Annotated in this window: 18 protein-coding genes; 7 read left to right on the forward strand and 11 right to left on the reverse strand. The window is 69.6% G+C overall.

Annotated features, from left to right (window positions below):
* Positions 1-81: 81 nt before the first annotated feature.
* From AB0M47_RS08180 to AB0M47_RS08205, 6 genes are all read right to left on the reverse strand, one after another.
* Positions 82-1,797, reverse strand: a complete 1,716-nt coding sequence (locus AB0M47_RS08180) for a hypothetical protein (protein WP_363410340.1) — start codon at positions 1,795-1,797, stop codon at positions 82-84.
* Positions 1,794-5,213 carry a DUF5682 family protein gene (locus AB0M47_RS08185; RefSeq protein WP_363410343.1) on the reverse strand — a complete coding sequence of 1,140 codons (3,420 nt, stop codon included), beginning with the start codon at positions 5,211-5,213 and terminating at the stop codon, positions 1,794-1,796. The genes AB0M47_RS08180 and AB0M47_RS08185 overlap by 4 nt, the downstream gene beginning before the upstream one ends.
* Positions 5,206-6,354, reverse strand: a complete 1,149-nt coding sequence (locus AB0M47_RS08190) for an AAA family ATPase (RefSeq protein WP_363410346.1) — start codon at positions 6,352-6,354, stop codon at positions 5,206-5,208. Before AB0M47_RS08190 ends, AB0M47_RS08185 begins: the two co-directional genes overlap by 8 nt.
* Positions 6,351-11,069 carry a hypothetical protein gene (locus AB0M47_RS08195; protein WP_363410349.1) on the reverse strand — a complete coding sequence of 1,573 codons (4,719 nt, stop codon included), beginning with the start codon at positions 11,067-11,069 and terminating at the stop codon, positions 6,351-6,353. The genes AB0M47_RS08190 and AB0M47_RS08195 overlap by 4 nt, the downstream gene beginning before the upstream one ends.
* Positions 11,066-11,932 (reverse strand): DUF4132 domain-containing protein, encoded by an 867-nt coding sequence (locus AB0M47_RS08200; RefSeq protein ID WP_363410352.1) that lies wholly within the window; start codon positions 11,930-11,932, stop codon positions 11,066-11,068. The genes AB0M47_RS08195 and AB0M47_RS08200 overlap by 4 nt, the downstream gene beginning before the upstream one ends.
* Positions 11,933-12,037: 105 nt before the next feature.
* Positions 12,038-12,808 (reverse strand): phytanoyl-CoA dioxygenase family protein, encoded by a 771-nt coding sequence (locus AB0M47_RS08205; RefSeq protein WP_363410580.1) that lies wholly within the window; start codon positions 12,806-12,808, stop codon positions 12,038-12,040.
* A gap of 63 nt (positions 12,809-12,871) precedes the next feature.
* On the opposite strand from AB0M47_RS08205, the gene AB0M47_RS08210 reads away from it, so the two are divergent.
* The gene (locus AB0M47_RS08210; RefSeq protein WP_363410354.1) at positions 12,872-13,441 is read left to right on the forward strand and encodes a GNAT family protein; all 570 of its coding nucleotides are present in this window, start codon (positions 12,872-12,874) and stop codon (positions 13,439-13,441) included.
* Positions 13,442-13,573: 132 nt separating this feature from the next.
* On the opposite strand, the gene AB0M47_RS08215 is transcribed toward AB0M47_RS08210, so the two are convergent.
* Positions 13,574-14,341 (reverse strand): alpha/beta hydrolase, encoded by a 768-nt coding sequence (locus AB0M47_RS08215; RefSeq protein WP_363410357.1) that lies wholly within the window; start codon positions 14,339-14,341, stop codon positions 13,574-13,576.
* The gene (locus AB0M47_RS08220; protein ID WP_363410360.1) at positions 14,338-14,925 is read right to left on the reverse strand and encodes a TetR/AcrR family transcriptional regulator; all 588 of its coding nucleotides are present in this window, start codon (positions 14,923-14,925) and stop codon (positions 14,338-14,340) included. The genes AB0M47_RS08215 and AB0M47_RS08220 overlap by 4 nt, the downstream gene beginning before the upstream one ends.
* Between AB0M47_RS08220 and AB0M47_RS08225 the strand changes: the two genes are divergently transcribed.
* The 5 genes from AB0M47_RS08225 to AB0M47_RS08245 all read left to right on the forward strand — a co-directional run bounded on the left by AB0M47_RS08225 (position 14,885) and on the right by AB0M47_RS08245 (position 24,729).
* Positions 14,885-15,973 carry a hypothetical protein gene (locus AB0M47_RS08225; RefSeq protein ID WP_363410363.1) on the forward strand — a complete coding sequence of 363 codons (1,089 nt, stop codon included), beginning with the start codon at positions 14,885-14,887 and terminating at the stop codon, positions 15,971-15,973. The two genes, AB0M47_RS08220 and AB0M47_RS08225, sit on opposite strands and share 41 nt — an antisense overlap.
* Before the next feature lie 41 nt (positions 15,974-16,014).
* Positions 16,015-16,419: a peptidase inhibitor family I36 protein gene (locus AB0M47_RS08230; RefSeq protein WP_363410366.1), complete on the forward strand. Its 405-nt coding sequence runs from the start codon at positions 16,015-16,017 to the stop codon at positions 16,417-16,419.
* A gap of 39 nt (positions 16,420-16,458) precedes the next feature.
* Positions 16,459-20,412 carry an SGNH/GDSL hydrolase family protein gene (locus AB0M47_RS08235; RefSeq protein WP_363410369.1) on the forward strand — a complete coding sequence of 1,318 codons (3,954 nt, stop codon included), beginning with the start codon at positions 16,459-16,461 and terminating at the stop codon, positions 20,410-20,412.
* 132 nt (positions 20,413-20,544) lie between these two features.
* On the forward strand, positions 20,545-23,625 hold the full coding sequence (locus AB0M47_RS08240) for a BTAD domain-containing putative transcriptional regulator (RefSeq protein WP_363410372.1): 3,081 nt from the start codon (positions 20,545-20,547) through the stop codon (positions 23,623-23,625).
* Positions 23,626-23,721: 96 nt separating this feature from the next.
* The gene (locus AB0M47_RS08245) at positions 23,722-24,729 is read left to right on the forward strand and encodes a hypothetical protein (protein WP_363410375.1); all 1,008 of its coding nucleotides are present in this window, start codon (positions 23,722-23,724) and stop codon (positions 24,727-24,729) included.
* 42 nt (positions 24,730-24,771) lie between these two features.
* On the opposite strand, the gene AB0M47_RS08250 is transcribed toward AB0M47_RS08245, so the two are convergent.
* Together AB0M47_RS08250 and AB0M47_RS08255 are read right to left on the reverse strand one after the other, a co-directional pair.
* Positions 24,772-25,041, reverse strand: a complete 270-nt coding sequence (locus tag AB0M47_RS08250; protein WP_363410378.1) for a hypothetical protein — start codon at positions 25,039-25,041, stop codon at positions 24,772-24,774.
* 10 nt (positions 25,042-25,051) lie between these two features.
* Positions 25,052-25,786, reverse strand: a complete 735-nt coding sequence (locus AB0M47_RS08255; RefSeq protein ID WP_363410381.1) for a TetR/AcrR family transcriptional regulator — start codon at positions 25,784-25,786, stop codon at positions 25,052-25,054.
* A gap of 62 nt (positions 25,787-25,848) precedes the next feature.
* Between AB0M47_RS08255 and AB0M47_RS08260 the strand changes: the two genes are divergently transcribed.
* Positions 25,849-26,295: a VOC family protein gene (locus tag AB0M47_RS08260; protein ID WP_363410384.1), complete on the forward strand. Its 447-nt coding sequence runs from the start codon at positions 25,849-25,851 to the stop codon at positions 26,293-26,295.
* A gap of 136 nt (positions 26,296-26,431) precedes the next feature.
* On the opposite strand, the gene AB0M47_RS08265 is transcribed toward AB0M47_RS08260, so the two are convergent.
* The gene (locus tag AB0M47_RS08265; RefSeq protein ID WP_363410387.1) at positions 26,432-26,662 is read right to left on the reverse strand and encodes a hypothetical protein; all 231 of its coding nucleotides are present in this window, start codon (positions 26,660-26,662) and stop codon (positions 26,432-26,434) included.
* Positions 26,663-26,671 lie beyond the last annotated feature (9 nt).

The following is a 26,671-nucleotide window of genomic DNA, read 5'->3' on the forward strand; positions in this document are numbered from 1 at the left end:
TGCCGGTCGGCGATGTTGATCAGGATCTCCATGATTCTGGCGAGCAGGATGTCGATGCCTCAGTCGAGCTGTTCGATAGGACTACGGAGTTCCTCGCTCGCTCGTCCACGATGAGTGGATCAGTTCCCGCGTTGCCGCCTGCTCGTACACCGCCGCTGTCAGCCAGGCCCGCGCCAGGAGCTCCGCATCATGCGGGTCGAGACGGCCGAACGCGTCACGCGTACGCCGAACGCCGGCCGCGCCCAACTCCCGCAGAACCGCCGCGCCAGTGCCGAGGTGCGTACCGGTCAACCGATGCGCGTCTGTGCCGACTCCGGACAGCAGCGCTGCCCGTCCCGTGGCGACGACCCGCTCGAGGTGGTGGCGTACGAGGTGAAGGGGTGGCATCGGCGGCGGCTCGACCGGGCCGATGGGCGGAGTAGTAGCGCCGGGCAGGTCGGCCCGGGTCAGGTGAGTGGAGCCGAGGTCGATGTGGCCGCGGTGCCGGTCCGGTAGCCAGGCTGCGGAAAGTGCCAGCCCAGCGGCACGACGTGCGCTGAGGAAGCGGCCGATGAGGCGTACCCGATGGCCGGTGGCGTGGGCGGCCAGCTGCCGCAGGTTGGCGACGTAAGGCAGAGCAGGGTCGTCGTGTGGGGCGGTGACCGTAACCTGGACGCCGGTGGTCGTGACGAGGATCAGGCCGCCCCGGTCGGCACCGGCGACGATGCCGTCGAGGAACGCCAGGTCGTCGGCGGCGCGTCGGTCGTGCGTGGGCAGACTCGCGGCGGCCAGCCAGCGGCTGACTTGGTCTGTGATGGTGGCTTGCCAGAGCACGTCCAGTGCAGCATCGGACCAGGATGTGCCGGCCGTGGCCACCGCTTGGCGGGCCCGGCCGTGGCTGAGCCGGCCTGCCGAGGAGGCGTGGGCATTGACCGCGCGTAGGCCTGCTCGGGACAGGTCGTGGTGGCTCAGCCGGACCTCGCCGAGGTCCACCGCTGACGCCGGGCCGGCGATGGTGACGCCTGCGATCACCGGCTTGACGTCGGACACCACCCAGACCCGCCCCGTGGCGTCGGCCAGGTAGGTTGCCGCACCGGCGTGGCCGGTCGCTGCGCGGACCGGTTCGCAGAAGAGGCCGTAGAGGTGCAGGTCGCCGACGGGTTCGTAGTCACGTCGTGCCACGCCGAGCGCCGCACCGTCGCCACTGGCGACGCGGTGGCAGGTGACCAGGAGTTCGCGTACGCGATCGGTCACGTCACCGAGTCGGAAACGGGGATCGTCGCGCCGGGCGGCACGGATGAGTTCGACGGCTTCCACAGCTGCGGTGGCGGCCGAGTGGAGACCGTGGATGCGTGCCTGATGCACCGCGCGTAACAGGTCGGCCTGGGCCACCGCGCCGGTGCCGGAGATGCCCGCGGTGAGGAGCGCGGCCGCGGCGGAGCGGAGAATGCGGGCTGCCTCCTGCTGTGCTGTCGTCGTGTCGATGGCGGACGGAGGTGGAGGTTCGGCCTCAGGACTCTCCGTGGAGGCGGGAGTGGCCGCGCTGCCCAGGATCGGGGCAGCGTTCAGGACTGCCGCGCGATGTAAGCAGCGCGGCGCCAGCAGGCAGCTGCACACCGCGCGGTCATCGGTAGTCACCGGGGTGGTGAGCGTGACGGTCGTCTGCTCGTCCGGGCGGACGAGGACGGCGCCTGGCCCGGGCTCGACCGGCCAGCCCCGAGCCTGCTCGATCGCGGCGTCGAGGCGGGCGCGCAGCCGGGTGGGCAATACGGCGACGGCGGCGGCCGCGACTCCAGCGTCCACGGGCGGCAGGCTCATCGGACCTTGTCTCCGATCCACGACGCCAGTTCGGTCGGGCTGAGCGCGGCGATCGGCATGCCGGCTGCCACGAGTTGGGCGGCGACGCCGGTGGCGTACCGGGGACTGCCACGGTCGTCGAGGCTGGCGCAACCGAGGAGGATCGCGCCGTCGTCGGCCAGCGCGCGGGTGGCGTTCAGCAAGTCGCCGATGGGAAAGCCTTCTTCGAAGTCACTGATCGTGATCACCAGTGTCCGGCTGGGCACCGTCATGATCTGGCGGGCGTAACGCAGACCCGCCGCGATGTGCGTACCGCCGCCGACGCGGACCTCCAGCAGCAGCGACAGCGGGTCGGTCACCCGGTCGGTGAGGTCGACGACCTCGGTGGAGAACGTGACGAAATGCGTACGCAACGCGGGCACGCCGGCCAGCACACCAGCGGTCAGCGCGGCCCAGATCGTCGACTCCTCCATCGATCCGGAAACGTCGACGAGGAGGATGACCTGCCAGTCGACGCTGCGGCGGCCCGGGCTGCGGAACACAGGCCGGTCCGGGAGCACCTGCGGGCGTCCGTCGGCGCCGGTGCGTACGGTGTGCAGGTTCCGGCGCAGAGTCGCCGCCAGGTCGAGCCGGCCGGTGGGACGGTAGGTCGGCCGGGGCGTACCGATGCCGGTCAGGGCCGGTCGGATTCGCCGGGCCAGTTGGGCGGTCAGGTCGGCGGTGAGGCGCGCGACCAACGGGCGCAGTTTGGCCAGCCGGGCTTCAGGCAGGCCACCGGCCAGGGAGAGCACGGTGTGCAGCAGGTCGACCGAGGGCCGGACCTGGCCGGGGTCGGCGGCGAGGACCGCGTCGATCCGGCCGCGTTCGGCGGCGCGGGCGAGGACCTCGTCGCGGACGGCGGTGCCGAACAGGGCTTCGAGGTCGTCGAGCCACTGCCGCACGTCCGGGTACGCCTGCTCCCGGCCGCCGCCGCGACCGCCGTCCACCGTGTACGCGCCCTCACCTCGCCCGGCCCCGTACAGCTCGTCGAGGGCAGTGGCGATCTGACGGCGGCCGTCGCTCAGCTTGTCGGATTCGCGGCCGAGCAGCAGCTGCCACCGTTCCTGGGCGGTGATCGCACCCGCCGCCGGCTGGCTTTGCGTGGACTGCTGCGGGGCCGGTTCATGCGCTGCCGCTGTTGCGGAGAGCCCGAGGGCGGTCAGCGCGGCGAGTCCTGCCCGGTCGGCGGCGAGCCAGCCGGCCATCGCGCGGGGATCGGTCGGCAGCCGGTCGCCGATATCCCCATGCCGTTCGGACACGGTCGTGAGGAACCGGTCCCGGTCGGCGGGGCTGAGCGCGTCGAAGCCGCCGCGTAGTGCGGGCAGGCGCCGGACGAACTCGTCGTCGGACAGGCCGTCGACCGCTTCGACGAGCGGATCGAGCGGCGCCCCACCGGCCTGCAACAGGGACCCGGCGATGCTCAGCACGCCCCGAAGCCGTTCGCTCGCCTCAGTCCCGGGCAGGTCGATCCAGGACGCCACACGTGCGCCGAACGCGGCCGGGTCGTCGTGTCCGAGGAGGACGCCGACGGCCGCCGCGGCTCCCCGCATGAGTGGTGAGCCGTCCCGCGCAAGCGCGCCGATTTCGTGCCGCAGCCGTAGCAGGTTGCCCGCTTCGTCGGCGGCCTGCACCAGATCCCGCAGGGCGCGCGCTTCCTCGACTCGGGTCGAGCCAGCCAGGCCGGCGACTGCCCCGACGGCGGCGGCGTGCAGGTCCGTGCGTACATCAGCTGCGGTGGCGGGAAACTCGGTGAGGCCGGGAACGTGGCCGCGTTCGAGACGACGCAGCAGGTGTAGCGCTGCGACGATCTGCTCGATGGTGCCGCCGTGGCAGACGGCTTGGCGCACGTCGGCGAGGCGCCGGTCCACGAGCACCGGCAGCCCGCAGGCAGCGGCCGTGGTCAGACCGGCCAGGGCCTGTTCGGCGGTGGTGCCGCCGGCCTCCTGCTCGCGGCGTCGCCGGGCGGTCAGCATGCCCGCCGCAGCCTGATCCAGCGTGACACCGTGCAGCCCGGCGACGGCCAGGGCCGCGTCGACAGCGGGTGTCCACTCCAGACGCCAGGTAGTGGTCAGGGTTTCGTCTTGCGCCGTGCCGGTCTGGTCCGCGCCGGCGTACGGGGCGCCGCAGGCGGCCAGCCGATGTACGGCCAGGTCCCGGGCGCGATCGGTCGGTGAGCGCAGTGGGTCCAATCGAATCCGCCGGTACGCCAAACCAGGGCCGGGCAGCTTCAGCGCAGCGAGCTGCTCCTCGACCGCAGGACGCAGCCCGGTGACGGGAGCGTTCGCGGGCAGCCTTCCGCGTCGGTGCCCGACCAGGACCGTCTGCATGGCCCGGGCGACACCCCGCCCGCCACCGGTCGGTGAGCCCTGGGCGAGGACGGTCTGCAACGCTTCGACGAGTTCGCCCCGGCCCGGTGCGGGAAGCGACCGCAGCGCCGCCAGATCGTCGGCCAACCGGACGACCTCGGCCGCCTCCGCCGGACCGGCCGGTTGGCCATGCGTACGCAGATCGCGGGTGATCTCCACGGCGAAGCCGTGTGCGGCCGCGCGTACGCCGTCCGGGGTGGCCCCGCACGCGTGGACGGCCTGCTGCCACCGGGGATCACGGATGCCGGCCGGGTACCCGGATCGTGCGTCGAGAAGGTCGAACGTGTACGGCACAAGCGAGATCACGCTGCCCTCAGCGGGATTCGTGCCAACGCCAGTCACCGGACCGGACTCGGTGAGGGCCGGTCCGTCCAGTAACGCCGGGGCGTGGAACGCTCCGACGACAACGGCGATCCGGCCGGGCGTACCGGCGATGTGGCCACGCATGCACGCCTCCCGGCGCAGATCGAGCGGGTCGACGTCGGCTCCGGCGTCGTGACGTAGCGCCCACCCGGCAGCCAGAGCAGCCCGCCGGACAGCCTCCGGCCGGCTGCCAGGCGCGGCCGCCTCGACCCACCGATCCCACAGATCATCCCCGGCCCGGCCCGACAGGCCCTTGTGGATCGTCTGGCGCAGCGTCGGCCCATCCGTCTCCCCGCCGTCCAGCCGTGCCCGGCTCTTCCAGGCTGGGTCGGCCATCGGCAGATCGCAGCACACCACCGGTACGCCGGCCCGCTGCGCCCACCGCACGGCGGCCAGCTCGGGGCTGAAGTCCGCGAACGGGTAGAACGCGCGCGGACCGTCCGGCCCGGCGGCGGCGAGAGCGACCGGCGCGGCCGTGCCCGGATCGGCGAGCCAGCGTACCCAGTCCTGCATCTCGCCGGGCAGCTCGACCAGCACGGTCTGTGGGGCGAACTCGTCCAGCAGCGGTCCGACGGCGGCGGCGAGCACCGGCGAGTGATGGCGTACGCCGATCAGCTGCACCCGCTCGTGCCCGGCCAGCTCCTCGACGTGGGCCCGGACATCAGTCACCCAGCACGTCCCGGTGTTCCCAGAGCTGGCGCCACATCCGGGAGCCGCTCTCGGCCCGGCGGCGCAGCGCCCCGTCCCAGTACGCGAGCAGCCGGGCCGCGTCGGCCGGATCGTCTTTGCGTACCACGCCGAGCAGGTGGCCGGGCAGCAGCGACAACGGATCCGGCCCGGGCAGGTACGCCGCCGACAGGCCGAGCGAGGCGGCGACCGCGACCGCCTCGGCGGTGCTCATGACCGACGAGGGCCGTTCGACCTCCCAGCCTTCGGCGCTTTGCCCGGTACGCAGATCCCGGAACGCGATCACCAGCGTCTCCAGCACCGCTTCGTCGACCGTGAACGGCGCCCCGCCGCGCTCGACGGCCGCCCGGGCCTGCCGGGTGACCAGGGCGACCTCGGCGTCGAAGTCGGCGATCGGCGGCACCACCTCGAAGTTGAAGCGCCGCTTGAGCGCGGCCGACATCTCCGAGACACCCCGGTCGCGCAGGTTGGCCGTGGCGATGAGGCAGAACCCCGGGGCCGCGTACGCCACGGCTCCGTCCTGTCCGGCCAGCTCCGGCACGCTGATCCGCCGCTCGGACAGCAGCGACACCAGCGCGTCCTGCACTTCCGGAAGGCAGCGGGTGATCTCCTCGACCCGGGCAACCGCACCGGTGGCCATCGCCGTCAGGATCGGCGACGGCGTCAGCGAGTCGGCTGACGGGCCCTGCGCGAGTAGCAGCGCGTAGTTCCAGCCATAGCGCAACTGGTCCTCGCTGGTGCCTGCGGTGCCCTGCACAGCCAGCGCACTGGTGCCGCAGATCGCCGCCGACAGCAGCTCCGACAGCATCGACTTGGCCGTGCCCGGCTCCCCGACCAGCAGCAGGGCTCGCTCGCCGGCGAGGGTGACGACGCACCGCTCCACCAGCGACCGCTCGCCGACGAACTTCGGCTCGATGACCCGCTTGCCGTCCGGGCCCTCGACGGGCACGCCACCGGAACCGGCGACGAACGTCACCACTGCCCGTGGGGTCAGCCGCCAGCCCGGCGGTCGCGGCCCTTCGTCGGCAGCGGCGAGGAAGTCCAGCTCGTCGGCGTACCGGAACTCCGGCGGGTCGATCTGGCGGGCGGTCACGGGTTCTCCCAACGATGCGGCGGCGGTCATGGCTTGCTCGTCAAGTCCAGGTAGCGCGGTAGGTCACCGGCGGCGACCCGGTCCCACGCAGCGGTGAACAACCGGGGCAGCGACCGCGTCACCAGCTGCGCGTACCCGGTGTCCAAATAGAACGGCTGCTTCCAAGCCTCGATCGGATGCTTCGGCGGCTTGGCCGGCTGCCAGCCGCCCGGCAGGAACACCGGCCGCCCCGCACGTTCCCGCTTGGCCGCCACCACCAGGTCCGCCGCCAGCAACGCCTGCTGCGCGGCGCGCAGCTGCGCCGGCTTCCAGCGATTCCAAGCCAGCACCGTCTTGTCGGCGACGTCAGGCAACGCGAGCAGCTGCAAATAGTACGCAGCCGCCGCCGCGTCGAGACCGAAACGTTCGCCTACCTGGGCGACCACGGCGGGAACGCTGACCGCCGGATCGTGCGGATCGCCGTGTGCGCCGTCCGGGGCGGACACCACATCGTCGATCCAGTCCGACAACACGATCCGCAACGCCATCTGGGTCTGATGGTCGATGAAGCCGAGCGCCGGATCATCAGTTCCGCTCAGGTGCGCCGGCGCCAGGTGGTACGCCGTGTAGTGGCTGGTCGAGTGTCCGTCCACCAACGCCGGTCCGACCTGGGGTCGCTCATCGGACTGGTGCATCCCGTGACCGACGAGCAGATCCGGGTTACGCAGCCGGACGCGTACCAGCTCCAGTGCCGCAGGCAGCGCGGCCCGCAAGGGATCGTCCCAGCTGAGCCGGTGCGCCAGCCACGGCAGGGCGGTCGCGGCGGCGTGCAGCCAATGCATGTCGAAGGCCACTCCGGCCTTGGACACGGTGCTGAGCTGGTAGTAGGAGCCGGACGTGCTGCGGCCGTCGGTGGACAGCCAGTCGCCGGCCGCCGGCGCGACGATCGCCTGCAACAGGGCCGCCGCCTTGGCCTTGTCGATCACACGGGCCAGGTCGGCGACCAGATCCTCCGGGATGACGACCCGACGTCCGCGCAGCGTGAGCCAGATCTGGGCGACCGCGTCGACGTCCGGGCCGCGGTCCCACAGATCAGCCGGTTCGACCGGCAGCGCCGCGTCGAGCAGCCTGATGCGCTGCCGGGGCGCCAGCTCCTGAAGCGATGCGCGGGCTACCTTGGCGTGCGTCGCCGTGATGCCGAGGACGCCGCGCTGCTCCGCGGTGAGGAAGTTGGCCTCCCACCTGTCGATCCCCGGCAGCCCGGCGAGCAGCAACGTCGCCTCGGCGCGGGTCATGCCGGTGGCTGCCGCCAGCTGCTCGGCCGCCTCGGGCCGCCACGCCGCCGGACCCCGCTCGGCGAGCAGAGCGCAGAACTCGCGCAGCCGCGCGCCGGTATACCGGGCGGTGACGCGGGTTTCGGCGGCCACGGTGAAGCCGTCGGGAACCGCGAAGGTCCCGTCCGGCGAGACCTGGAGCGCGGCTCGCCGCCATTGGCTGCCATTGGACACGTAGCGCTGCTCGGTGGGGAACAGGACCGTGATCCGGTCCCCGTCGGTCAGCACCTCGACCGGATGATCCGCCATCCGGGAGTGGATCAGCTCCAGCACTCGCAGCGGCGGGCCGTCGCCGGCCAACGGCGTACCGGCGATCTGGGTGAGCAGGGCCGCCAACGCCTTGCGATTGCCGTCGCTGGTCGCCGCGCACCCAGCCCGCAGCGCGACCGCACCCAGCCCGGGCAGCAGCTGGGTCCATGCCGCCGAGACCGTCGGGATCGCCGGATGTGCGGCGCCCGCGAGCACCTCGCCGACCTGCGAGATCTGTTCGAGAGTCTCGTATCGGGCCCCGGACTGTCCGCTGTAGTAGTAGCTGCGGTGCCCATCGGTCAGGCCCTCCCAGGCCAGCCGCAACGCCTCGTCCGACACCTCCTTCACCACCGGCGACGGCGACGGCGCGGTCTCCAGATGAGCGGCGACGGTGGCGATGCGGCGGCGCAGTCGCACCGCACGCGCCACGACTTCGATGATCCGGCCGCGTAGCACCGGGTCGGTCACGGCCGACAGGTGGGTCGCGACGGTCGCCGTGACCGCGGCCTTGACCTGATCCGTTCCCGTGATCTCGTCGTCGACAGCCATCACCGCCGCCGCCGTGGCCTCGTCGAAGGCGCGCAACGCCGCCGAACCGGCCTCGTCCCGAGCGCGCAGTGCATGCCACCAGTGCAGCGGCGGCAGCGTCGAGGTCGGCTCGCTCGGCTCGGCCAGCAGGAAGCGGCCATCGGCTGTCCACACGCGAACGTGCTGCTGGTTATATGCACGGACGCAGGTCAGCGGCAACGGTTCCGTCGCGCCGGGTAACATCAAAGCGCCGACGAGGACCTCGGAGGTGCCGGACCCGGCAACGCTGGGCCGCCACTCGACTCGGCGTCCGTCGACGCCCTCACCGACGTGGGTACCGTCGGCGGTGCGAGTGACCCGCCAGCCGATCAGGCCGTCGCGCCAGCCCAGCGGCGAACCCGCGAACTCGGCGGGAGCGGGCCGCAGCTCGCCCGACTCGGGAACCGCCTCGGTGCCAGGCGTCTGCGTCATCGTGGCCGCGGCGAAGAACGCGGGTTCACTGATACGCCCCTCATCGCCCGTACGCGGATCGAACTCCCGCCATCGCCATCGGCGAATGTCGTCGCCGACCCATTCGCAACGCCAGTACGCCTGCCCGTCGCTCGCGACGGGATAGAGCACGTCGGCTTGGCGGCTGTCCCCGGCGTGCACCGGGCGGGCGCCGGTGGTGACACCACCGCCCGGAATCGGCAGCGGCAGGCTGCGTACGCCCCAGCCCATCGCCTGCGTCCGGGAATCGTCCTCGATCCGATCATCCGGGCGCGACGCCCAATAGAAGACGTCGTGGCCGTAGGTCTGCCAGCCGACCCGCAGCTCACCGTCGACGAGCCAGCAACTGGCCGAGGCGTACCCGGCCCGGGAGTGCGGATGCCCGGCCGGCGGATAACGGAACACGTGCTCGGTCGCCTGCCCGTCCGGAGTGAGCACATGCGCCGAGTGATCGTCGTGCACCACCAGGTTCGGCCAGCTCGCACCGATGCGGATGGCCTTCTTCGGCCGGGCGATCTCCTCGTACGCAGGCCAACCAAGCTCGGCCGGTAGACCGGCCCGCAGCGAGCGCGCCAGAACGGCGGGGACGTCGATGTCCAGCAGACGACGGAACGACTCCGGGGCTAAGGCCATACCGGTCGGCGACCACAGCGCGGCCAGCTCGATCAGGTCCTGGTCCAGCTCGGTGAGCGTGCTGCCACCCGCCCGACCGGTCTGCTCCTCGATCAGTCCGACGAGGACCTCTCGGATACCGCGGGCGCCGAACGCCTCCCGCAACGTGCTGTCCGGCAACGCCGGACTGGTCAGCGCCCGTCCGTCCCGCAGCCGTGAGATCGCTGAGCGTACGCCGCGCGCGAACGTGGGCCGCCAGGTGGGATCGGCGGCGATCGAGGTCAGATCTCGGCGGCCCGGGGCGCTGTCGGTCGCCCAGGAAGCCACGCCGAACTCAGGACGCGCATTGTGGTTCGGCATGCCGATCCGGACCGGCACGCCGGCGGCCAGGCACACGTCGAGGACGTCCAGGTCGGTGCTCCAGGGATTGACGGCCAATTCGGCCCCGCCCTCGGCGATCAGCCGTGGCGCCATCCGCTCCACGAGAGACAACAGCAGGACGTTTCGACGGCCGTTGCGCCGGCCCCGCAAGGTCCTCTCCAGCCACCGGCTCGCCGACCCCGGCCCGTCGGTCGCGATCAGATCGGCCGCCGCCCCGGACGCCTCCAGCAATTCCAGCCACTGATCGGTCATAGTCGTGCGCCAGCCCGGCGGCTCCGGGATGATGGCCACCAGCCGGGCGCGGATCTCCGCGTCACGCTTGCCCAGCCGGACGATGCTCTTGCGGTACGACTTCCACACCGACGGATGCGCACGGCCCATCGCCGGGTAGCCGAGCAACTGGCGTACGACCTCATCGGCCTCCCGCTCTGCGTCCAGGCCCGCGGCCTTCGCCAGCCGGGCAAGGTCGACGGCCATCGACGCGTGCGGGGCAAGCCCGCCGGCTACGCGACGCAACGCCAACGTCTTCACCAAGTCGTACGCTTCCGTGGCCGGGCGACGATCGGAGACACCGCGGGCGTACTCGCCCAGCATCGTCGCCGTCAGGGCACCGGCGAAGGCGAACTCCAGGTGCACATCGCGTACGCGCTCCTCGTCGATGACCAGTCCGTGCACCTGTTCGGCCCGCCGGGCGGCGGTGAAGCACGCGCCCGCCATCCGCTGATTGTCGGCAGCAACGAACGCGCGCCCGGCCTGCTCCCAGAACGTCGGCAGGAACTGCGGCGCCGCCGCACCGAGCCGGACGGCCAACTCCTCGTAGCCGTCGCGGGCGTTGCCGGGCTTGGACCGCGCGACCCGGGCCAGCTTCTCCATCTCCTTGACCAGCGCCAGCGCATGCCGCCCGTTCGCCGGATCGTGCACGAGCGCCCACGCGGGGAAGCCGAGCGCCTGGCGGCGGGCATGGCCGACCGGTACCGGGGCCGCCGCCTGAGTGAATCCGAGGAACTCCATGGTCAGGTCCTCGGATGGGCCGACGGCCGAGCCGATCAGCTGCACCACGGTCCGCCCGTCCAAGACCGGATGCCGGTACGCCCGCGCAGTGACGATGTCGGCCGCCGTGGACCGGGTCTTGCCGGGAAGAATCGCCCCGGCGTCCAGCAGCGCCTCGTTCATCGCTTCTCCTCTTCGACCACGCGGCCGGCGTACAGCGCGGCGGCCATCCGCAAGCCCTCCGACCAGGCGACCGGCGGCACATCGGCAATCGGTACGGCCTCCCCGGCGGCATCGGCGAACACCAGATCACCCGTCTCCGTCTCGTAGCTGGGATCGCCCTCACCGATCCACACTGACGCCACCACGACCGTGCCCGCCTCCCAGATTCGGCAGACCGCCGTACCACCTTGGACTCGGTAGCCCTGCGCGCCCGCCCGGCTCTGCACATGCCGCAGCTCCTTGAACTGCGCCCGCGCGTAGCGGGTCAGCTCGCGGCGTTGCTCCGCCTCGCTCTCCGGTTTGCGCCAGACTTCCCGGAACAGCTGCAACGTGCCCTGCTCGACACCGAGATCGGCGGCGAACTCGCGGAGGTCGTCCAGATCTGGCAGGCGCACCGGGTGGGGGATGGCGACCGTCTCCGTGGTGATGAACGCCGACTCGCCGTCGAGGTCGACCACGCCCAGCCCCTTGGCCTCATCGGCATCCCGCAGCAGTCCGGCAGCAGCCAGATCCCAGTCACCGTCGCGTACCGGGACGACGACGAGGTCGCGCAACGCCGCCCGCCACGACTCATCGGCCCACACCTGCGCCAGCACGCTCACCGGCACCGGCAACGAGCGGATCATCCACTGCTCGGCCTCGGTCCGGCAGGACGCCTCATGCCGACGCAACCACTCGGCGAGCTGGCGCAGCCCGATGACTGCCTCATGCTCCTTGAGCGCCTTGGGCAGACTCTTGAGCGCCTTACCCTGCGCATTGCGTGCGACGACCTTGCCCTTCTCCAGGGTTATCTCGTAGTCGGCACCCGCCGGTAGCCAGCCCATGGCCATCCCCTCGTCGAAACGTGAGGCGGATTGTGCCACCGTCGACCGACATTCCGTGCACGCGCAGGCCGGCAAGCCGTTGGGAGCCTTGCGATGGCGTCGAAGTCAGTCAGTTGTGGCTTGCAGCCACCGCTCGGGGTCTTGGCCGGCGACGAAGCCAAGGTAATCGCTGGCGAGCGCCACTCCGGCCAGACGCCGCAGCCCAGGTGACAAACGGCGTAGCCCGTCGAGCCCCGTGCCCAGGATGTGGTTGTCGGCCGGGCGAAGCCACGGCAGGACGTGTTCGCAAATCAGGGCTCGGCGCGTGGTCTCGGAGGTGTTGTGCCCGGCGGCGTGCCAGAGGCGCCCGCTGTACACCAGGGCACTGCCGGCAGGCATGACCGCCGGCACGAGTTCCGACGACTTCGGACGGCGGCCGTCGGCCCACAGGTGGCTTCCCGGTGCGATCAAGGTCGCGCCGTTGTCCGCCGTGAAGTCGTCGAGCGCCCAGATGACGTTGGTCTCCGCCTCGACGTCCCGGGGGAGCGGGTAGACCCCGGCGTCGAAGTGCAGCGGCTGGGTGCCCTGGCCCGGATCGACGGCTGACAGGAACAGCATGCCGAACTGGTAGACGTCGCCCAGCGACGCGGTGACGAGGTGGTGCACGCGCCGGTGGAGGAGCAGCGATTCGAAAGAACCGACCCGGCTCAGCAGCGAATAGACCCGCCGCGTACGCCGGCCGTCGAAGTCGTTGTCGCTCCAGCCGGTGCCGCGCAGCAGATCGTCCGCGTGGTTGCGGGCCGCGGCAAGCTCTGCCGCGCTCAGCAGGCTGTGCAGGACGACATAGCCGTCTTCCCGCAGCGCAACGAGATCCGAATCCGGGGCGCTGTCACGCATCTCCGTCACAGCAAGAGATCCTAACTGCTCGCCGGTACGGCGGGTTTCGTGTTGAATGAGCCGGTGATCAACCGACTAGCGCCCGCGGATCTGCGTGGCGGCGGTCTGCGGCTGCGGGTCTGGAAACCAGACGATGTCGATGCGCTGCTGCAGGGTGTCACCGACCCGGAGTATCTGCGCTGGAACACACACCCGACACCGGTCACGGACAAGGCAGCCGTCGCTGAGGTGCTGCGGGGACGGCGCGAGAAGTGGAAGCGGGGCGAGGCCGCGACATACTGCGTGACGGACGAGGCCAGCGGCGTCGTCGTGGGCGGCGTCGGCCTCGGATCCGTCCAGCCCGATCTGCGGGTCGCCCGGGTCAGCTACTGGGTGGCCGCCGAGCATCGCGGCCGGCGGATCGCCAGCACGGCGTTGACGCTGCTGACCCGGTGGGCGTTCGAGGACATCGGGCTGTACCGCCTCGAACTCGGCCACGCGGTCGGCAATGTGGCTTCCTGCCGGGTCGCGGAGCGCTGCGGGTACGCGACCGAAGGCACCCTGCGAGGTGCGATGTACGAGTCGCAGAACCGCGACGCCTTCCGCGACCTGCACCTACACGCGCGGCTGGCGATCGACCCGCCGCTGGCCTGATCGGCGACCGCCGGTCGCTGCGTTGGTGGAGTGGCCACCTGTTGAGCCCCACGACCGAGGCGCCGGCTAGACCCCAGCATCGCTGATCTCACGCTTGCCAACAGGGCAGAGGGCGCCTGGTTCGCAGCGTCCTCAGATCACGGCGTCGTCAACGAGGAAGGCCAGCGCGTCTCGGGCGAACCTCTTGTCGGTGAATGTGCCGCTGTGACTGATCCCCGAGTAGACCACGAGCCGGGCTCCGGGGATGCCTTCGGCGGTACGTCGGGCGAACTCGATCGGATATACGCGGTCGCGTTCGCCCTGGATGATCAATGTGGGTGCGGTGACGTCGGACAGCCTGTCGCACAGGTCGAAGCCGTCCTCGGCGTTGAGGACGGCTACCGCGTCGGTGCGGTCCTTGCGGCCGTCGGACAACCAAAGCAGGCCGGAGATCAACCGCTGGCCGACTGTGGAGGCGGTGACCACCGTGGCTAACGCCGGGCTCGGCCGTCTGCCCGCCGTCGCTCGCTCGATGTAGTTCCGCTGCGCGTGTTTGCCGATCGGCCCCAGGGTATGGGCCGTGCCGCCCAGCACCATGCGTTCGACGAGGTTGTCGTGGTCGGCGGCCAGTTGCAGCGCGATCGAGGCTCCGGTCGAGATTGCCAGGACGGGCACCGGGTGGTCGAACATCGTGGCCAGGCCGTCGGCGTACACCTGAGCTAGGCGGGTCATGGTGATATTCGCCGGCAACCCGGCTGGCCGGTTGACCACATGGACTGTGAAATGCCGGGCGAATGGGCGGACCATGCGGGTGGCGGACCAGCGGGCGAGGCCGGTGGGGTTGGCGGCGTCCGGTGTGAACATCAGGACGACCAGCGGCGGCCCGTCGCCGATGGTGAAGAACGGCAATGGGTCGCTCATTTCGCGATGATCCCTTCGACTACCGCGTCGACCAGGCGATCGACGATGGCGGGGTAGAGGTCGACGCCGAGATGGTCCCTGTGGAGCGGGGTCAGCAGCACGGCCCTGAGGACGCCGAGCGCGACCTGCGGGTCCGTATCGGTGTGCTGGGAGAGGAACGCGAGGACCTCCGCCATGGGCCCGCCGCCTGCGGCCGACATGCGCTGCGGGGTGAGTCTCTCCGCTACCGCTGTCATCTCCTCCGGATGTTCCATCAGCCGGCGATAGAGCGGATTGGCGTCGAGCTCGGCGAGTGTGGCGTGCAGAAAGCGCCGCAACGCGTCGCCGGGATCGGCGCCCAGTCGTAGGCCGTGGTCGATGACTCGTTGCCGGACCTGGTCCGTTTGCCGCAGCGCGGCTTCGAAGTAGAGGTCCTCCTTGGAGGAGAAGAACGCGTACAGCGAAGTCTTGGCGATGCCGGCCGGTGCGGTCAGCTCCGCCAATGTCGTCTTGCGTAGTCCCTGTGCGGCGAACAGGCGTGTCGCGGTGTCAAGGAGCCGTTCGATGATGCGGGTCCGCTCAGCTTCGGTGAACGCCGGGGGCATTGCGACTCCATATGAACAGATCGAAAATACGTTCACAGAATACCTCGGCACGGCCATGTCAGCAATTTGTATGGCTGCGTGCAACTGGATGTATGGCGGTCTGGCCGACGCTGGCTTCCTCGCTTCGAGCTGGGAAGGAGTGAACGGCATGCCTCTGCGTCGCTGGGTCGTCGGTGCGCTTGTGGTGGCGCTTGCCGGGTCGGTGCTCGTCTTTGTCCGTGCGCAGTCGGAGGCCGCTGAGGCCGGCGGTCCGCTACGCGATCTGACGTCCGGCGAAAGCGACACTCTGTATGCCGCCGAAGACGTTCTGCTCGCCGAATGCATGCGCCGGCGCGGGTTCTCGTACGAGCCGCAGCGGCTCGACCCAGGGCCGCAGCGGTGGAACCTGCCGTACGTCGTGGATGACGTCCAGTGGGCTCGCTCGCGCGGGCTTGGCCTCACCGACCCTGCCCAGGTGAGCGCGGCGCGGCGGGCGAACCCGAACGAACGCTATCTGCAGTCGCTGCCCGACGATCAACGGCAGGCGTATTCGACGTCGATGTTCGGAGCTGCCCCGCTGGGCATGGCGGTCCGGGTGCCGACCGGAGTCACCGTGACGCAGAACCCGAGCAGTTGCCGGTCCAAAGCCCAGGACGAGTTGTACGGGGATGTGCGGGTGTGGTTCCCCGCCCGGGCGGTCGTCGAGAACCTGCCCGCCCGATACCTGCCTCAGGTGCATGACGATCCTCGGTTCATCGCCGCGCAGCGAGCTTGGTCGGCTTGCGTCCGTGAGGTGGGCTATGACGTGACAAGCCCAGCTGAGCTGCGCGCTGCAATCGACCCACCCGCCGAGGATCAGCTGGATCCCAGCCCCGGCGAGGTCGCCGCTGCAGTCGCCGAAGCGACCTGCGCGCAGCAGACCGGGTTCGGTGCGATCGCCCGCGCGGTTCAGGACGAACGCCGGGCTGAGGTGCGCCGCGAGTTCCAGTCCGACGTCGACACCTACCGCCGACTGCGGCTGGCAGCCCTCCCGAGAGCCACCAAGATCGTGGCCGCCCTCGGGTCGTGAACTTCATCGCCATCAGGGCGGTGACGCACAAAGGAGATCACATGCGCAAGACGATCGTGGCCGGTGTCATCACGGCGTTCCTGGCCAGCTTCGCCGTGGCCACACCAGCCCAAGCCGGCGACGTCATCGTGGTTCCGCGTAGCTGCCCGGCCGGATACTTCTGTGCTTATCAGTTGGCCGACTTCGATGGGTTGATGTGGAAATGGGCCGGCGACGACAGTAACTGGGGCAACAACTACAGCGGCGGCCTGTCGGCGTCGAACCGGGCGACGTCGGTCTTCAACAACGGCACACCCTGCTACAAGTGTGACCACGTCATCGTGTTCGACGAGGCCGGATACGAGGGCTACCTGGGCTGGTTCGCTCCGGGCGAGGCGGTGTGGAACCTGCCGGACTATCAGGACAACAAGATCGAAGCGCACGAGTGGGGCGGGGCGGTCGGCTGATCACGCTGTCTGACACGACCAGGCCCAGGAGCGCGCATCGTGCGTAGAAAACTCGCGGCTGGTGTCGGTTTGGTGCTGCTGGCGCAACTGCTGGCAGCACCTCCGGCGGCGGCTCAACCATCGACCTCCGACCCGGCATCGCCGGGCGCGACCAACTCAGCCCCCCGATCCGACGTGGCACCGGCCGACCGCGGCCGGATCCTCGGCGGCCGGTGGCGGTCCTCGACCGACCTGGCCTGGACCACGTCCGGCGACGCCACCGGCTTCCACCTGCTGGTGGCCCGTGCCTCCGATGGGTATGCCTGGCGGACCGCCGCCACCCTCGCCGAATCGGGGTTCGACACCGACATGTGGATCGGCAACGCGTGCGTCACCGCCTCCGGCCGCCGGGCCGTGGTCGTATACGCCCCGCGTTCGTTCACCAACCGGGCCGACCTGTTCGACCGCGGTGGGTTCACCGCCGTGGTGGATCTGATGACCGGCGCAGTGACGAAGCTGGCCCGGCTGTCCACCCTGGCCTATTTCAACCCTGGCTGCGGAGCCGGTGAGACGGCGGTGCTGACTCAACTCAGCGGCGACCCCGACGACACCGGCGAAACCCCGGCGCGTACGCGGCTGACCGTCGTCGACGCCGCCACCGCGACCATGCGGACGCCCGTCGACGTGCCTGGCGAGCTGACCTCGGCCGTTCCGGCGGCGAACGGCATAGCCGCCGCGGCCGCCGGCCAGCTCGTGTCGATCACCGCTGCCGGAAAGGTGTCCACGATCGCCGCCGCATCCGGCGTACCGTTCCACCTGACCGCCGATTCGGGCGGTGGCATCGCCTACGCCGAACGCGGCCAGCAGGAATCCATGCGGGTCCGGCGCGCGGTGCCCGGAAGCGGCCGCGCACCAGCGACGCTGGCGACGGGCCGGCTCGGCGAGGTCGGGCTCGCCGGCGCGGGCGGCAAAACGTATCTCACCGGCAGCCCGCGGCAGGTCAACGGGCTGCCGCCATCGATCCGCAGAGCCAACACCGCCGCCGGCGCCGGCGTCTCCACCCAGGGCCAGCTGGCGGTCACGCAGACGATCTGGGCGGGCAAGGCCGACCCGAGGCTGGCCCCAGCGGATCCCGACATGCCCCGGACAGTGCGTATCGGCGCCACCAGCCTGGTGACCGGCCAGACCGTGACGTTCGGAGTCGGACCCGCCCGGCCGGCAACGCAGCCGGCCACGATCAGCCCGAAGCTCGCCGGTCCCGGAACCAGCCGTCGAACTGTCGCCGCGACGACTTCGGACCCGGTCGACCAGGACCGGTGGTGCTCGGTGCCCCGCAACAACCGGATCTTCCAGGTGCTGCAGCCCAAGCCACGTCAGGTGGAGTGGGCGATCGACCAGGCGGTCACCAGCTCACTGACCGTCCAGCGCCCCACCAACTGGATGAACCTCGGCATGCCCGCGTACACACCCCAAGGCATGTTCCCGAGCATCGACCTGCTCGGGGGCGGGCGCGTCCACGCGCAGATCATGCTGGGCATCGCCGCCCAGGAGTCGAACATGTGGCAGGCCTCGCGCCTGGCCGTCCCCGGGGTGACCGGGAACCCGCTGATCGGCAACTTCTACGGACTCGACATCTACGACGACGACATATACGACGACTGGGACATCCGCTGGGAGGAGGCCGACTGCGGCTACGGCGTCATGCAGGTCACCGACGGCATGCGCCTGGCCGGGCACGAGAAGCCCGGCGAAACCGCTCTGGCCTGGACCAAACAACAAGCGATCGCGGCCGATTTCGCGGCCAATGTGGCCGCCGGTCTGCAGATCCTGCAGTCCAAATGGAACCAGACCCGTGCCGCCGGTCTGGTCGTCGGCAACGGAGACCCCGCCGGGTTGGAGAACTGGTTCTTCGCGGTCTGGGCCTACAACAGCGGATTCCATCCGAACCTCGGCGACGGCTCACCGTGGGGCCTCGGGTGGGCCAACAACCCGGTCAACCCCCGCTATCCCGCTGATCGGTACCCGTTCATGGAGACCTCCTACGAAGACTCGGCCCACCCGCAGGACTGGCCATATCCGGAGAAGGTGATCGGCTTCGCCGGGCATCCGCCGGACCTACCGGAGTCGGCCGAACGCGACAGCATGACGTTCGTCTCCGGGTTCCGGCCCGCGTGGTGGACCAACGTGGCCCACCGGCTGTCGGCCAAGCCGGTCGTCGACCAGTTCTGCGCCGCCGTCAACGACTGCTATCCAGGTCAGCTGTTCCTGCCCAACGACCCGGGAGAGCCAGACGACCCGGACGACGGGACGATCGGCGAACCGGCGGGACCGTGCGCGCATAAGAACGCGAGAGGCTACTACGACCTGATGTGCTGGTGGCATCTGCCGACCCAGTGGAAGAGCGATCCCGCCACCACCGGCCGGGAGCTGCTGCGCTTCGACCCTGGATACGAATACCAGGACAACGCCACCTCGTTCCCGCCGAAATGCCACCGAGAGGACCTGCCCGCCGGTTCGCTGATCGTCGACGACGAACCGGCGTCGACGCCGAAGATGCGTACCTGCGGCAACCTGTTCAACGACGCCGGAACGTTCACCTTGTCCATCCCGCAGGACACCACCGGGCACTACCGGGCCAAAGTCGACCTGCACCAGCTCGGCGGCGGATTCAACGCCCACTTCTGGTTCGCCCACACCCACCGTGCCGACGACATGGGCGGCTCCATGAAGATCACGGGCACCTGGAACTTCAACCAGGTCCTCAACGGCTGGGGCCGCGTCATGGTGCACATACCCGACCACGGCGCCCACACCCAGCAGGCCAAATACGAGATCGACACCGGTGGCGGATTCACCTCCGACCGCTACCGCGTCATCCTGCAGCGGATCCGATCGAACACCTGGGTTCCGCTCGGCGCTTTCAAGTTCACCGGTCTGCCCAAGGTCCGCCTCTCCACGACCACCCAGGACGGCATCGGCGACGAGGACATCGCCTGGGACGCGGTCGCCATCCAGCCGCTGAGCGTCAAACCCACCAACCAGATCGTGGCCCTCGGCGACTCCTACGCGTCCGGAGAAGGCGCCGGCGACGACGACGTGCCCGCATACCCCTACTACCCGGAAACCGATTTCAAACTGGTCGACAACGGGACCGACGCGTACCAGAACGCCTGCCATCGATCGAAGAACTCCTGGTCGCGGCTGGCGCAGATGCCAGACTCGACGGCCACCGTCGGGCTGCGAACAGACCAGTGGGACGGCACCATGGACTATCACCTGCTGGCCTGCTCGGGAGCCAGGACAGAGAACCTGCTGCCGTACTACAGCGTCCCAGCGGCTCAACGTCCAACCAACGAGTTCGGCTTATACGGTCACGGCCAATACAGCGAACTCTCGCAACTCGATCGCGGCTTCCTCGACGAGAACACAACCCTGGTCACGCTGTCCATCGGCGGCAACGACGCCCGGTTCTCCGACATCGTCAAGCAATGCATCTACGGATCGCTGCCGGAGCTGGGTGACTCATGCTTCACCGCCACCCTCGAAGGCGACTCCAACATCCTCTACTACGTGTCACCCGAACGGATCCGGGGCCCGGTGAAGGAATCCATCCACACCGTGCTCACCGAGATCCACAAGAAGGCACCCAACGCCCAGATCCTGCTCATGGCCTATCCGAAGTTGTTCAGCGACCAAGACGACCACTGGTGTGTCGACGGCATCAGCGACATCGAGGAGGGCTGGCTCGGCGAACAGGCCGCACTCATCCAGACCGAATTCACGAATCTGGGACAACAGATGCAGACCGAAGGCGTACCGGTCCGCGTCGGACAGCCGATCGACTACTTCCTCGGCCGCGGGATCTGCGCTTCGACCCCGGCGATCAACGGAGTGATCGTCGACCAGACCCGAGGCGAGAGCGATGATCTGACGTCCCAGCAGTCCTTCCATCCCAACCTACTTGGAGAGCTCACCTTTGCCGGCGTCATGACCCTCGCCGTCGACGACATGTGACTCCATCGTCGACCCGTGCACGGAGGGTGCGGCAGGCTCGATCTGCCGCACCCTCCCTCGGCCTGAGTTCTCCGCGAGCCGCACGCTTGCGGCAGTGCAGGACAATGACGCGCCTGGGGAGGTCCTTGGCGTATGCGATTCCGGTTGCTCGGTGGTGTGGCGGCGTACTGCGGCGATGAGCCGCTGACGTTCAATCGGCGTCGGGAACGCGGACTGCTCGGCCTCCTGCTGCTGGCCGCCGGGCAGCCGGTGACCATGGATCGCCTGATCGACGTGTTGTGGGCCGAGCCGCCTGAGCACGCCCGCCGCACCATACACAGCCACGTCGCCCGGGTACGCGCTGCGCTTCGGCAGGCCGACCCGGCCATCACGCTGACCGCCGTGTCAGGTGGATATGCGCTGGCCGTCGCCCCCGACGCCGTCGACGTTCACCGGTTCCGGAGCATGGTCTCGCAGGCGCGGGAGGAAGCCGACCCGGGTACGCGTGCCGAGCGTCTCGCGGCCGCCTTGGCCGTCTGGACAGGCGAACCGTTCGGCGAGGATCTGCCGGCACTCTGGCGCTCGCGCCTCGGCGCCGATCTGCGAGCGCTGCGGGACTCCGCCGAGGAGCAGTGGCTCGCAGCACTGCTGGAGGCAGGACGAGCCGATGACGCGCTCGTGCCTCTCGCCCAGCTGATCGCGGCAGATCCCGGCAACGAACGGCTGACGGAACTTCAGATGACGGCCCTCTACCGGACCGGCCGGAGAACGGAGGCGCTGGGCGCATACAGCCGCGCCCGGGGATGGCTGCAGGAACATCTCGGGCTCGATCCCAGTCCTGGTCTGCAAGCTGTCCACCAGGCCGTGCTGCGCGATCATCTACCGGTCGAGCGGCCGAAGCCGACGGAGGTCCCCCGGCAGCTTCCCGCCCCGACCACCGGCTTCGTCGGCCGCGACCGCGAACTGGCAGACCTCGGGAAGGCCCTCGGTCAGGGCGAGCCCATCGTGATGATCTTCGGCAGCGCCGGGATCGGAAAAACCACCTTGGCCACCGAGTTCGCACAACGCCACGTCGAACGCTTCCCCGACGGCCAGATCTTCCTCCCGCTGCAGGGGCACGGGCCTACCACGCCTCGACCACCAACTGATGCGCTGGCGATGGCGTTGACGGCGTTAGGCGTACGCCCGACGGACATCCCGGGCGACGCAGAGCCGGCCGGCGCGATGCTCCGGACGCTGCTAGCGGGTAAACGCGTGCTGCTCGTCCTCGACGACGCGGTGTCTGCGGAGCAGGTCCGGCCGCTGTTACCCGGCTCGGCGGGCTGCCTCACCGTGGTCACGAGCCGGGGCCGGCTCGCCGGGTTGTCGGCCAGTCACGGCGTATATCGGATCGCGTTGCCGCCGCTTCCCCAGGCAGAAGCGCTGTCGCTGCTCAGCCGCCACGTCGGTGCACAGCGGATCGCTGCGGAACCCGAGGCGGCCGAATCGGTGGCACAACTGTGCGCGTACCTGCCGCTGGCCATGCGGGTGGCCGCCGCGACGCTGGTGTGCCATCCCCTCTGGACAGTCGCCGACCTGGCCGCCTCGCTCCGGACAGATCCCCTCGGCGCCCTCGAGATCGACGGAGAAAGAGCCGTGCACGCCGCGTTCGAGCTGTCCTATCGGCGGCTCGATCCGCAGACCAGGCACCTTTTCCAACTCCTCGGCGTGATCAGGTGCATCGACATCGGCGTGCCTGCCGCCGCCGCACTCACCCGCGATTCGCCCGAGCTTGCGGCACGGCGGTTGGACCGGCTGGCGGAGGCGCACCTGGCTGAGGAGCATGCGTCCCGGCGGTACACGATGCACGACCTGCTGCGCGCGATAGCTCACGAACGGGCCGAGGCCGAGATCTCACCGGACGAGTCGCGCTCCGCCCAGCATCGACTCGCCGACTGGTACGCCGCTCGATCCGCAGCCGCCGCCACGGTCGCGTTCCCGGGCATCCAGCGGTTGCCAGAGCAGGCAGCCTGGGCGATGAAGTCCGATCAGCAATACGCCGACCAAGCCGAGGCGCTGAGGTGGTTCGACACCGAACGGGCGAACCTGATGGCGACAGTCCTGGACTGCGCCGCAGACGGCCCACGGTCGCATGCGTGGCTGATCGCCGACGCTATGCGTCCTTACCTCCAGTTGCGGGTGGACGTGACCGCGTGGACGACCGTCGCACGTGCCGGGCTGGACGCCGCCCGGGCGGAGGGGGATGCGATCGGTCAGGCGGCGGCCCTCCTGAGTCTCGGGAGCTCCGGCCGCTGGAGCGCCTCCTATGACGAGGCGTTGGCCCAGCTCGACGCCGGAGCGCGGTTGGCCCGGGAGGCCGGCTGGCCCGGTGGCCTTGCCACGATCTACAACAACGCCGCTATCCTGCGGCTGGAACAGCGAGACGCATCCGCCGCAGCCGACCTTTTCCAGCAGGCCGCTCAGCTGTACGAGGAGATCGGGGATCAGAGCGGTCTGTCCCGCGCGGTGGGGAATCTTGCGCTGGTCAGCAAGGACCTCGGCCGGCTCCGGGAAGCGATCGAGTACATCGAGCGGGCATTGAGCCTGCCCTGGCGGTCGACCGGGGCCGGCGTCCCGCTCAACAACCTGGCGAACCTCCATCGCCTGCTCGGCGACTTGGACACCGCCCACCGGTACGCCACCGAAGCGCTCGTGGAGTACCGCCGTGAGGACAGTGCCCAGGGTGAGGCAGTCGTGCACGACACGTTCGCTCTGATCGCTCGGGACCGTGGCGATCTGGACACGGCGCTGGACCTGGCGCAGACCGCGTACGCGCTCCTGCAGCCGACGCCGATCCCACGATTTGTGATCGACGTCCTGAACACGATGGGGACTGTCTACACCGAACAGAATCGGCCGGCTGAGGCGTTGGACTGGCATCGCCGGGCTGTTGAGACCAACAACGGTCAAGTGCGCTACCAGGACATTCAGGCTCACCTCGGACTGGCGACGGCGTACTGGCGGCTCGGCGACCTCGAGATGGCCGAGTCCCATGCACGCCAAGCGCTCGGGCTCGCCCGTGACGCCGGATTCCCCCTGTGGGAGGGCGACGCGTTGATCTCCCTGGCCGAGATCAGCGCCGACCTCGGCGAGCAGACCACCGCTCAGGCGTACGCAAGCCAAGCCTGGGCCATCCACCAGCGAACCGAAAGCTGCTCGGCGCGCCGCCGGCTGACGCGTTTCCTGCCGCTGTGAGCAGGGCTGTCAACCAGATGGCAAGCCCCGTGGCCAGCTGACCCCCGCAGGCTCTCGGATCTCGGGCAGGCAGCCCGATCCGCAGAGGAGGTTCCTGTGAGAGGACCAGCATTGTCGATCAGCCGACGGGCGATGTGGTGGCTGGCGTTGACGGCGCTCGCGGTCGCGGTCTTGCTGACCGTGCCCGCGTTCGGGAAGCCGGCGCTCGCCGCGCCGTCCGGTGACCGGATCAGCCGGGCCGAGGTGGTCTCCCGGCTGGAGGACTGGGTCTACCGGGATGTCTGGTACAGCCAGGTCAACAAGTCCGTGACCGATGTCGACGACACCAACCACAAGTACCGGCCGGACTGCTCGGGGACGGTGCAGATGGCCTGGCACATGGATCCAGACTTGTCGGTCTGGACGGGCAACCTCGAGAGCTACACCAACGACATCGCCTGGGCCGATCTCAAGGCCGGCGACATCCTGCTCAACGTCGGCGCCGGTCATGTCGTGATCTTCCATCGCTGGGAGAACGACGCGCACACCCGGATGAAGATCTTCGAGGCGCAGGACTACGGCATCCAGGTCCTGACGCGGGTGGTCGACAAGAGCGAATTCTCGGCATTCGACGCCCGGCGGTATCCCAAGATCTTCGACGGTGTCGCCGGGACCGAGATCGCCAGCCCCGACACCACGGGTTGCAACTACGACTACGTGGAAGTCGTCCACCTCACCGGCCGCAAGAACGTGAGCCTCGCGACCTACAGCTGCTCGTACTACAACAGCGACGAGGACTCCGTCGGCGGAATGCTCGTCGTCAAGTGGTGGCCGTACACGGGCGGCGACGACGACAGCGACGTCATAGACACCGCGAAATTCGACGGCTTCTATGTGCATCCACAGTTGCAGCTCAACGACATCACGAAGAAGGAGGGCAGCTGCAACTTCGAGAACAACATCGACGAGAACGCCTCGGGAACCCGCGGCTGCCTGATCACCATCGCCGGGCCGACGTCCGGGACCTGGACCCTCGACGGCTGGTTCAACTACGACGAGAACAGCGACGGCATGGGCTACCAGGGCCCGCGGTACATCACGGGCAGCCCGGAGAAACACCTCTGACGGCTGCCGCCGACACCGCCTTCCGCCTCGGCGGAAGGCGGGTCACAGTCCGTCGACGAAGCGCTTCGCTTCCCGCATGGACAGACTGGTGTGCTTGTGGACCAGCTGGGCAGCCTGCATGGCCTGCCCATTGGCCTTGAGCGCCGAGGCCTGGGGCGACCAGGGCTGCGCCTCGATCGCCTCGACGGCCTGCTTGGCGGCCTCGAGACTGACCCCCGGGTTGTGGTCGAGGTAGACCTTGACGGCCTGGAGCTTCTTGCGCTGGGCCAGCAGCAGGGTGATATCGGCGATCGTTTTCTGGTCGAGACTCACCCGACCGACCTTACTGGACGCCGTCGATATCCGGGCTTGTCCATTCTTGTGGCGTCGGGGAAAGCGAGGTCGGCGTTCCTGTGGACCTGCCGAATACCTCCGGCGGGGGCAGTAGTTCGCGTTCGAGCGCTTCGGTGAGCCAGGCGCGGTATCGCCGGGCACTCCAGCCGCGGTGGCGTCGGAGTAGCTGGTGCATGTGCGGCGAGCTGAGCGCGTACAAGATGTCGGCCGCGCTCATCGGGTCCAGACCCGGCCGAAGTGCACGATGAGCGTCCAGCGCCTGGGCGAAGGCGAGCATGACCTCGTGGTGGGCGCGGGAGCCGGCGTCGGCGGCGGCGCGCATGTCCGGGTCGGCGCCGGCCGCCTCGACGCTGATCATGATGAGGTCTCCGGCGCGGTCCAGCAGGTCGCTGCCGTACGCGACGAACAGCTCGATCGCCTGCCGGGGATCGTCTGCTTCGTGGGCGGCGATGATCTCGGGTCGTTCGGCGACCCGGATCGGCTGCTCGTCGCCGACTGTCGCCACCGCGAGGGTGTGCCCGAACAGCTTCGCCTTCGTGGGGAAGGCGTCGTAGAGGGTGCGCTCGCCGACGCCCGCGTCCGCGGCGACCTGTTTCATCGTCGTGGCGGTGAAACCTTGGGTCGTGAACAGCCGTCCGGCGGCTTCGCGGATGCGCTCACGGGTGACAGCGGCAGCGGCGGCGCGTGCTGGGGACCGATAGGGCCTCTTGACGGGTTCGGCCATGAGGCGCATTCTACAGATATTAACCGCAGTTGTACTGCGCCCAATTGGCTCGGGGGTACGCGATGACCACGCCCGTCCTGTCCGGCATTCACCACATCAAGATCCCGGTCACCGACCTGGCTCGCTCGGTTGCCTGGTATGGCCAGGTCTTCGGGTTCCAGACGACGATCGAATTCCCCGATGCCGACGGCGTCGCCCGCGGAGTCGCCGGCACCGCGCCCGGGTTGGGCGACACGATGATCGCCTTCCGGGTGAACCCGACGGCTGCCGAAGGATGTCAGGGCTTCGATCCGGTCAGCTTCGCCGTCGACGGCAAGGACGACATCGAAGCCTGGGCCGCCCGGCTCGACGAGTTGGGCGTACGCCGCTCACCGGTGATCGAGGCGTCGATCGGATGGCTGCTGGTCTTCGACGATCCGGATGGTCTGACGCTGCACCTGTACTCGTGGGCCGGACACGGCATCGACCAGTCGCACCGGCCGGGCTACGGCCGACCGGCTGCCCCTTGAGTCGGAGCCGCGATCCCGCAAGACGCGCCTGATCAACTCTTCCATCAACCAGCGACGGATGCCGACCGGCCGTCATGCGGCCTGTCGCTATGGTCCGCCCTTGCCCGTCGTCCGCGCACTGAAATGGAGCTTGGTCTCACTCCTGTGAAGGAGGCGTCGGCGGCATCGTTCCAGACGCCGGTGGCGCGGGCGGGTAGGGCGGCTGCGCTACCGGCGGATACGGTGCCTGGCCGGCGGATTTGCCCTGCTTGCGCGTGAAGTGGACGATGGCCCAGATGACTCCGCCGACAATGGCGAGAACGACCACGAGGCAGCAGACGAGGCCGGCGATTCTGCCGAGTGAGTATCCGGCGTCATAGGGATCCACCGAGGCATC

This window comes from Hamadaea sp. NPDC051192, assembly GCF_040682475.1.
GTDB lineage: Bacteria > Actinomycetota > Actinomycetes > Mycobacteriales > Micromonosporaceae > Hamadaea > Hamadaea flava.

What these genes read in the sequence shown, in the direction of transcription:
- AB0M47_RS08215 (WP_363410357.1), bottom strand. Translation starts at nt 14,341, where the DNA reads ATGAGCGACCCATTGCCGTTCTTCACCATCGGCGACGGGCCGCCGCTG.
- AB0M47_RS08260 (WP_363410384.1), top strand. Translation starts at nt 25,849, where the DNA reads ATGACCACGCCCGTCCTGTCCGGCATTCACCACATCAAGATCCCGGTC.
- AB0M47_RS08255 (WP_363410381.1), bottom strand. Translation starts at nt 25,786, where the DNA reads ATGGCCGAACCCGTCAAGAGGCCCTATCGGTCCCCAGCACGCGCCGCC.
- AB0M47_RS08240 (WP_363410372.1), top strand. Translation starts at nt 20,545, where the DNA reads ATGCGATTCCGGTTGCTCGGTGGTGTGGCGGCGTACTGCGGCGATGAG.
- AB0M47_RS08205 (WP_363410580.1), bottom strand. Translation starts at nt 12,808, where the DNA reads ATGCGTGACAGCGCCCCGGATTCGGATCTCGTTGCGCTGCGGGAAGAC.
- AB0M47_RS08220 (WP_363410360.1), bottom strand. Translation starts at nt 14,925, where the DNA reads ATGCCCCCGGCGTTCACCGAAGCTGAGCGGACCCGCATCATCGAACGG.
- AB0M47_RS08230 (WP_363410366.1), top strand. Translation starts at nt 16,015, where the DNA reads ATGCGCAAGACGATCGTGGCCGGTGTCATCACGGCGTTCCTGGCCAGC.
- AB0M47_RS08225 (WP_363410363.1), top strand. Translation starts at nt 14,885, where the DNA reads ATGATGCGGGTCCGCTCAGCTTCGGTGAACGCCGGGGGCATTGCGACT.
- AB0M47_RS08180 (WP_363410340.1), bottom strand. Translation starts at nt 1,797, where the DNA reads ATGAGCCTGCCGCCCGTGGACGCTGGAGTCGCGGCCGCCGCCGTCGCC.
- AB0M47_RS08195 (WP_363410349.1), bottom strand. Translation starts at nt 11,069, where the DNA reads ATGAACGAGGCGCTGCTGGACGCCGGGGCGATTCTTCCCGGCAAGACC.
- AB0M47_RS08190 (WP_363410346.1), bottom strand. Translation starts at nt 6,354, where the DNA reads ATGACCGCCGCCGCATCGTTGGGAGAACCCGTGACCGCCCGCCAGATC.
- AB0M47_RS08200 (WP_363410352.1), bottom strand. Translation starts at nt 11,932, where the DNA reads ATGGGCTGGCTACCGGCGGGTGCCGACTACGAGATAACCCTGGAGAAG.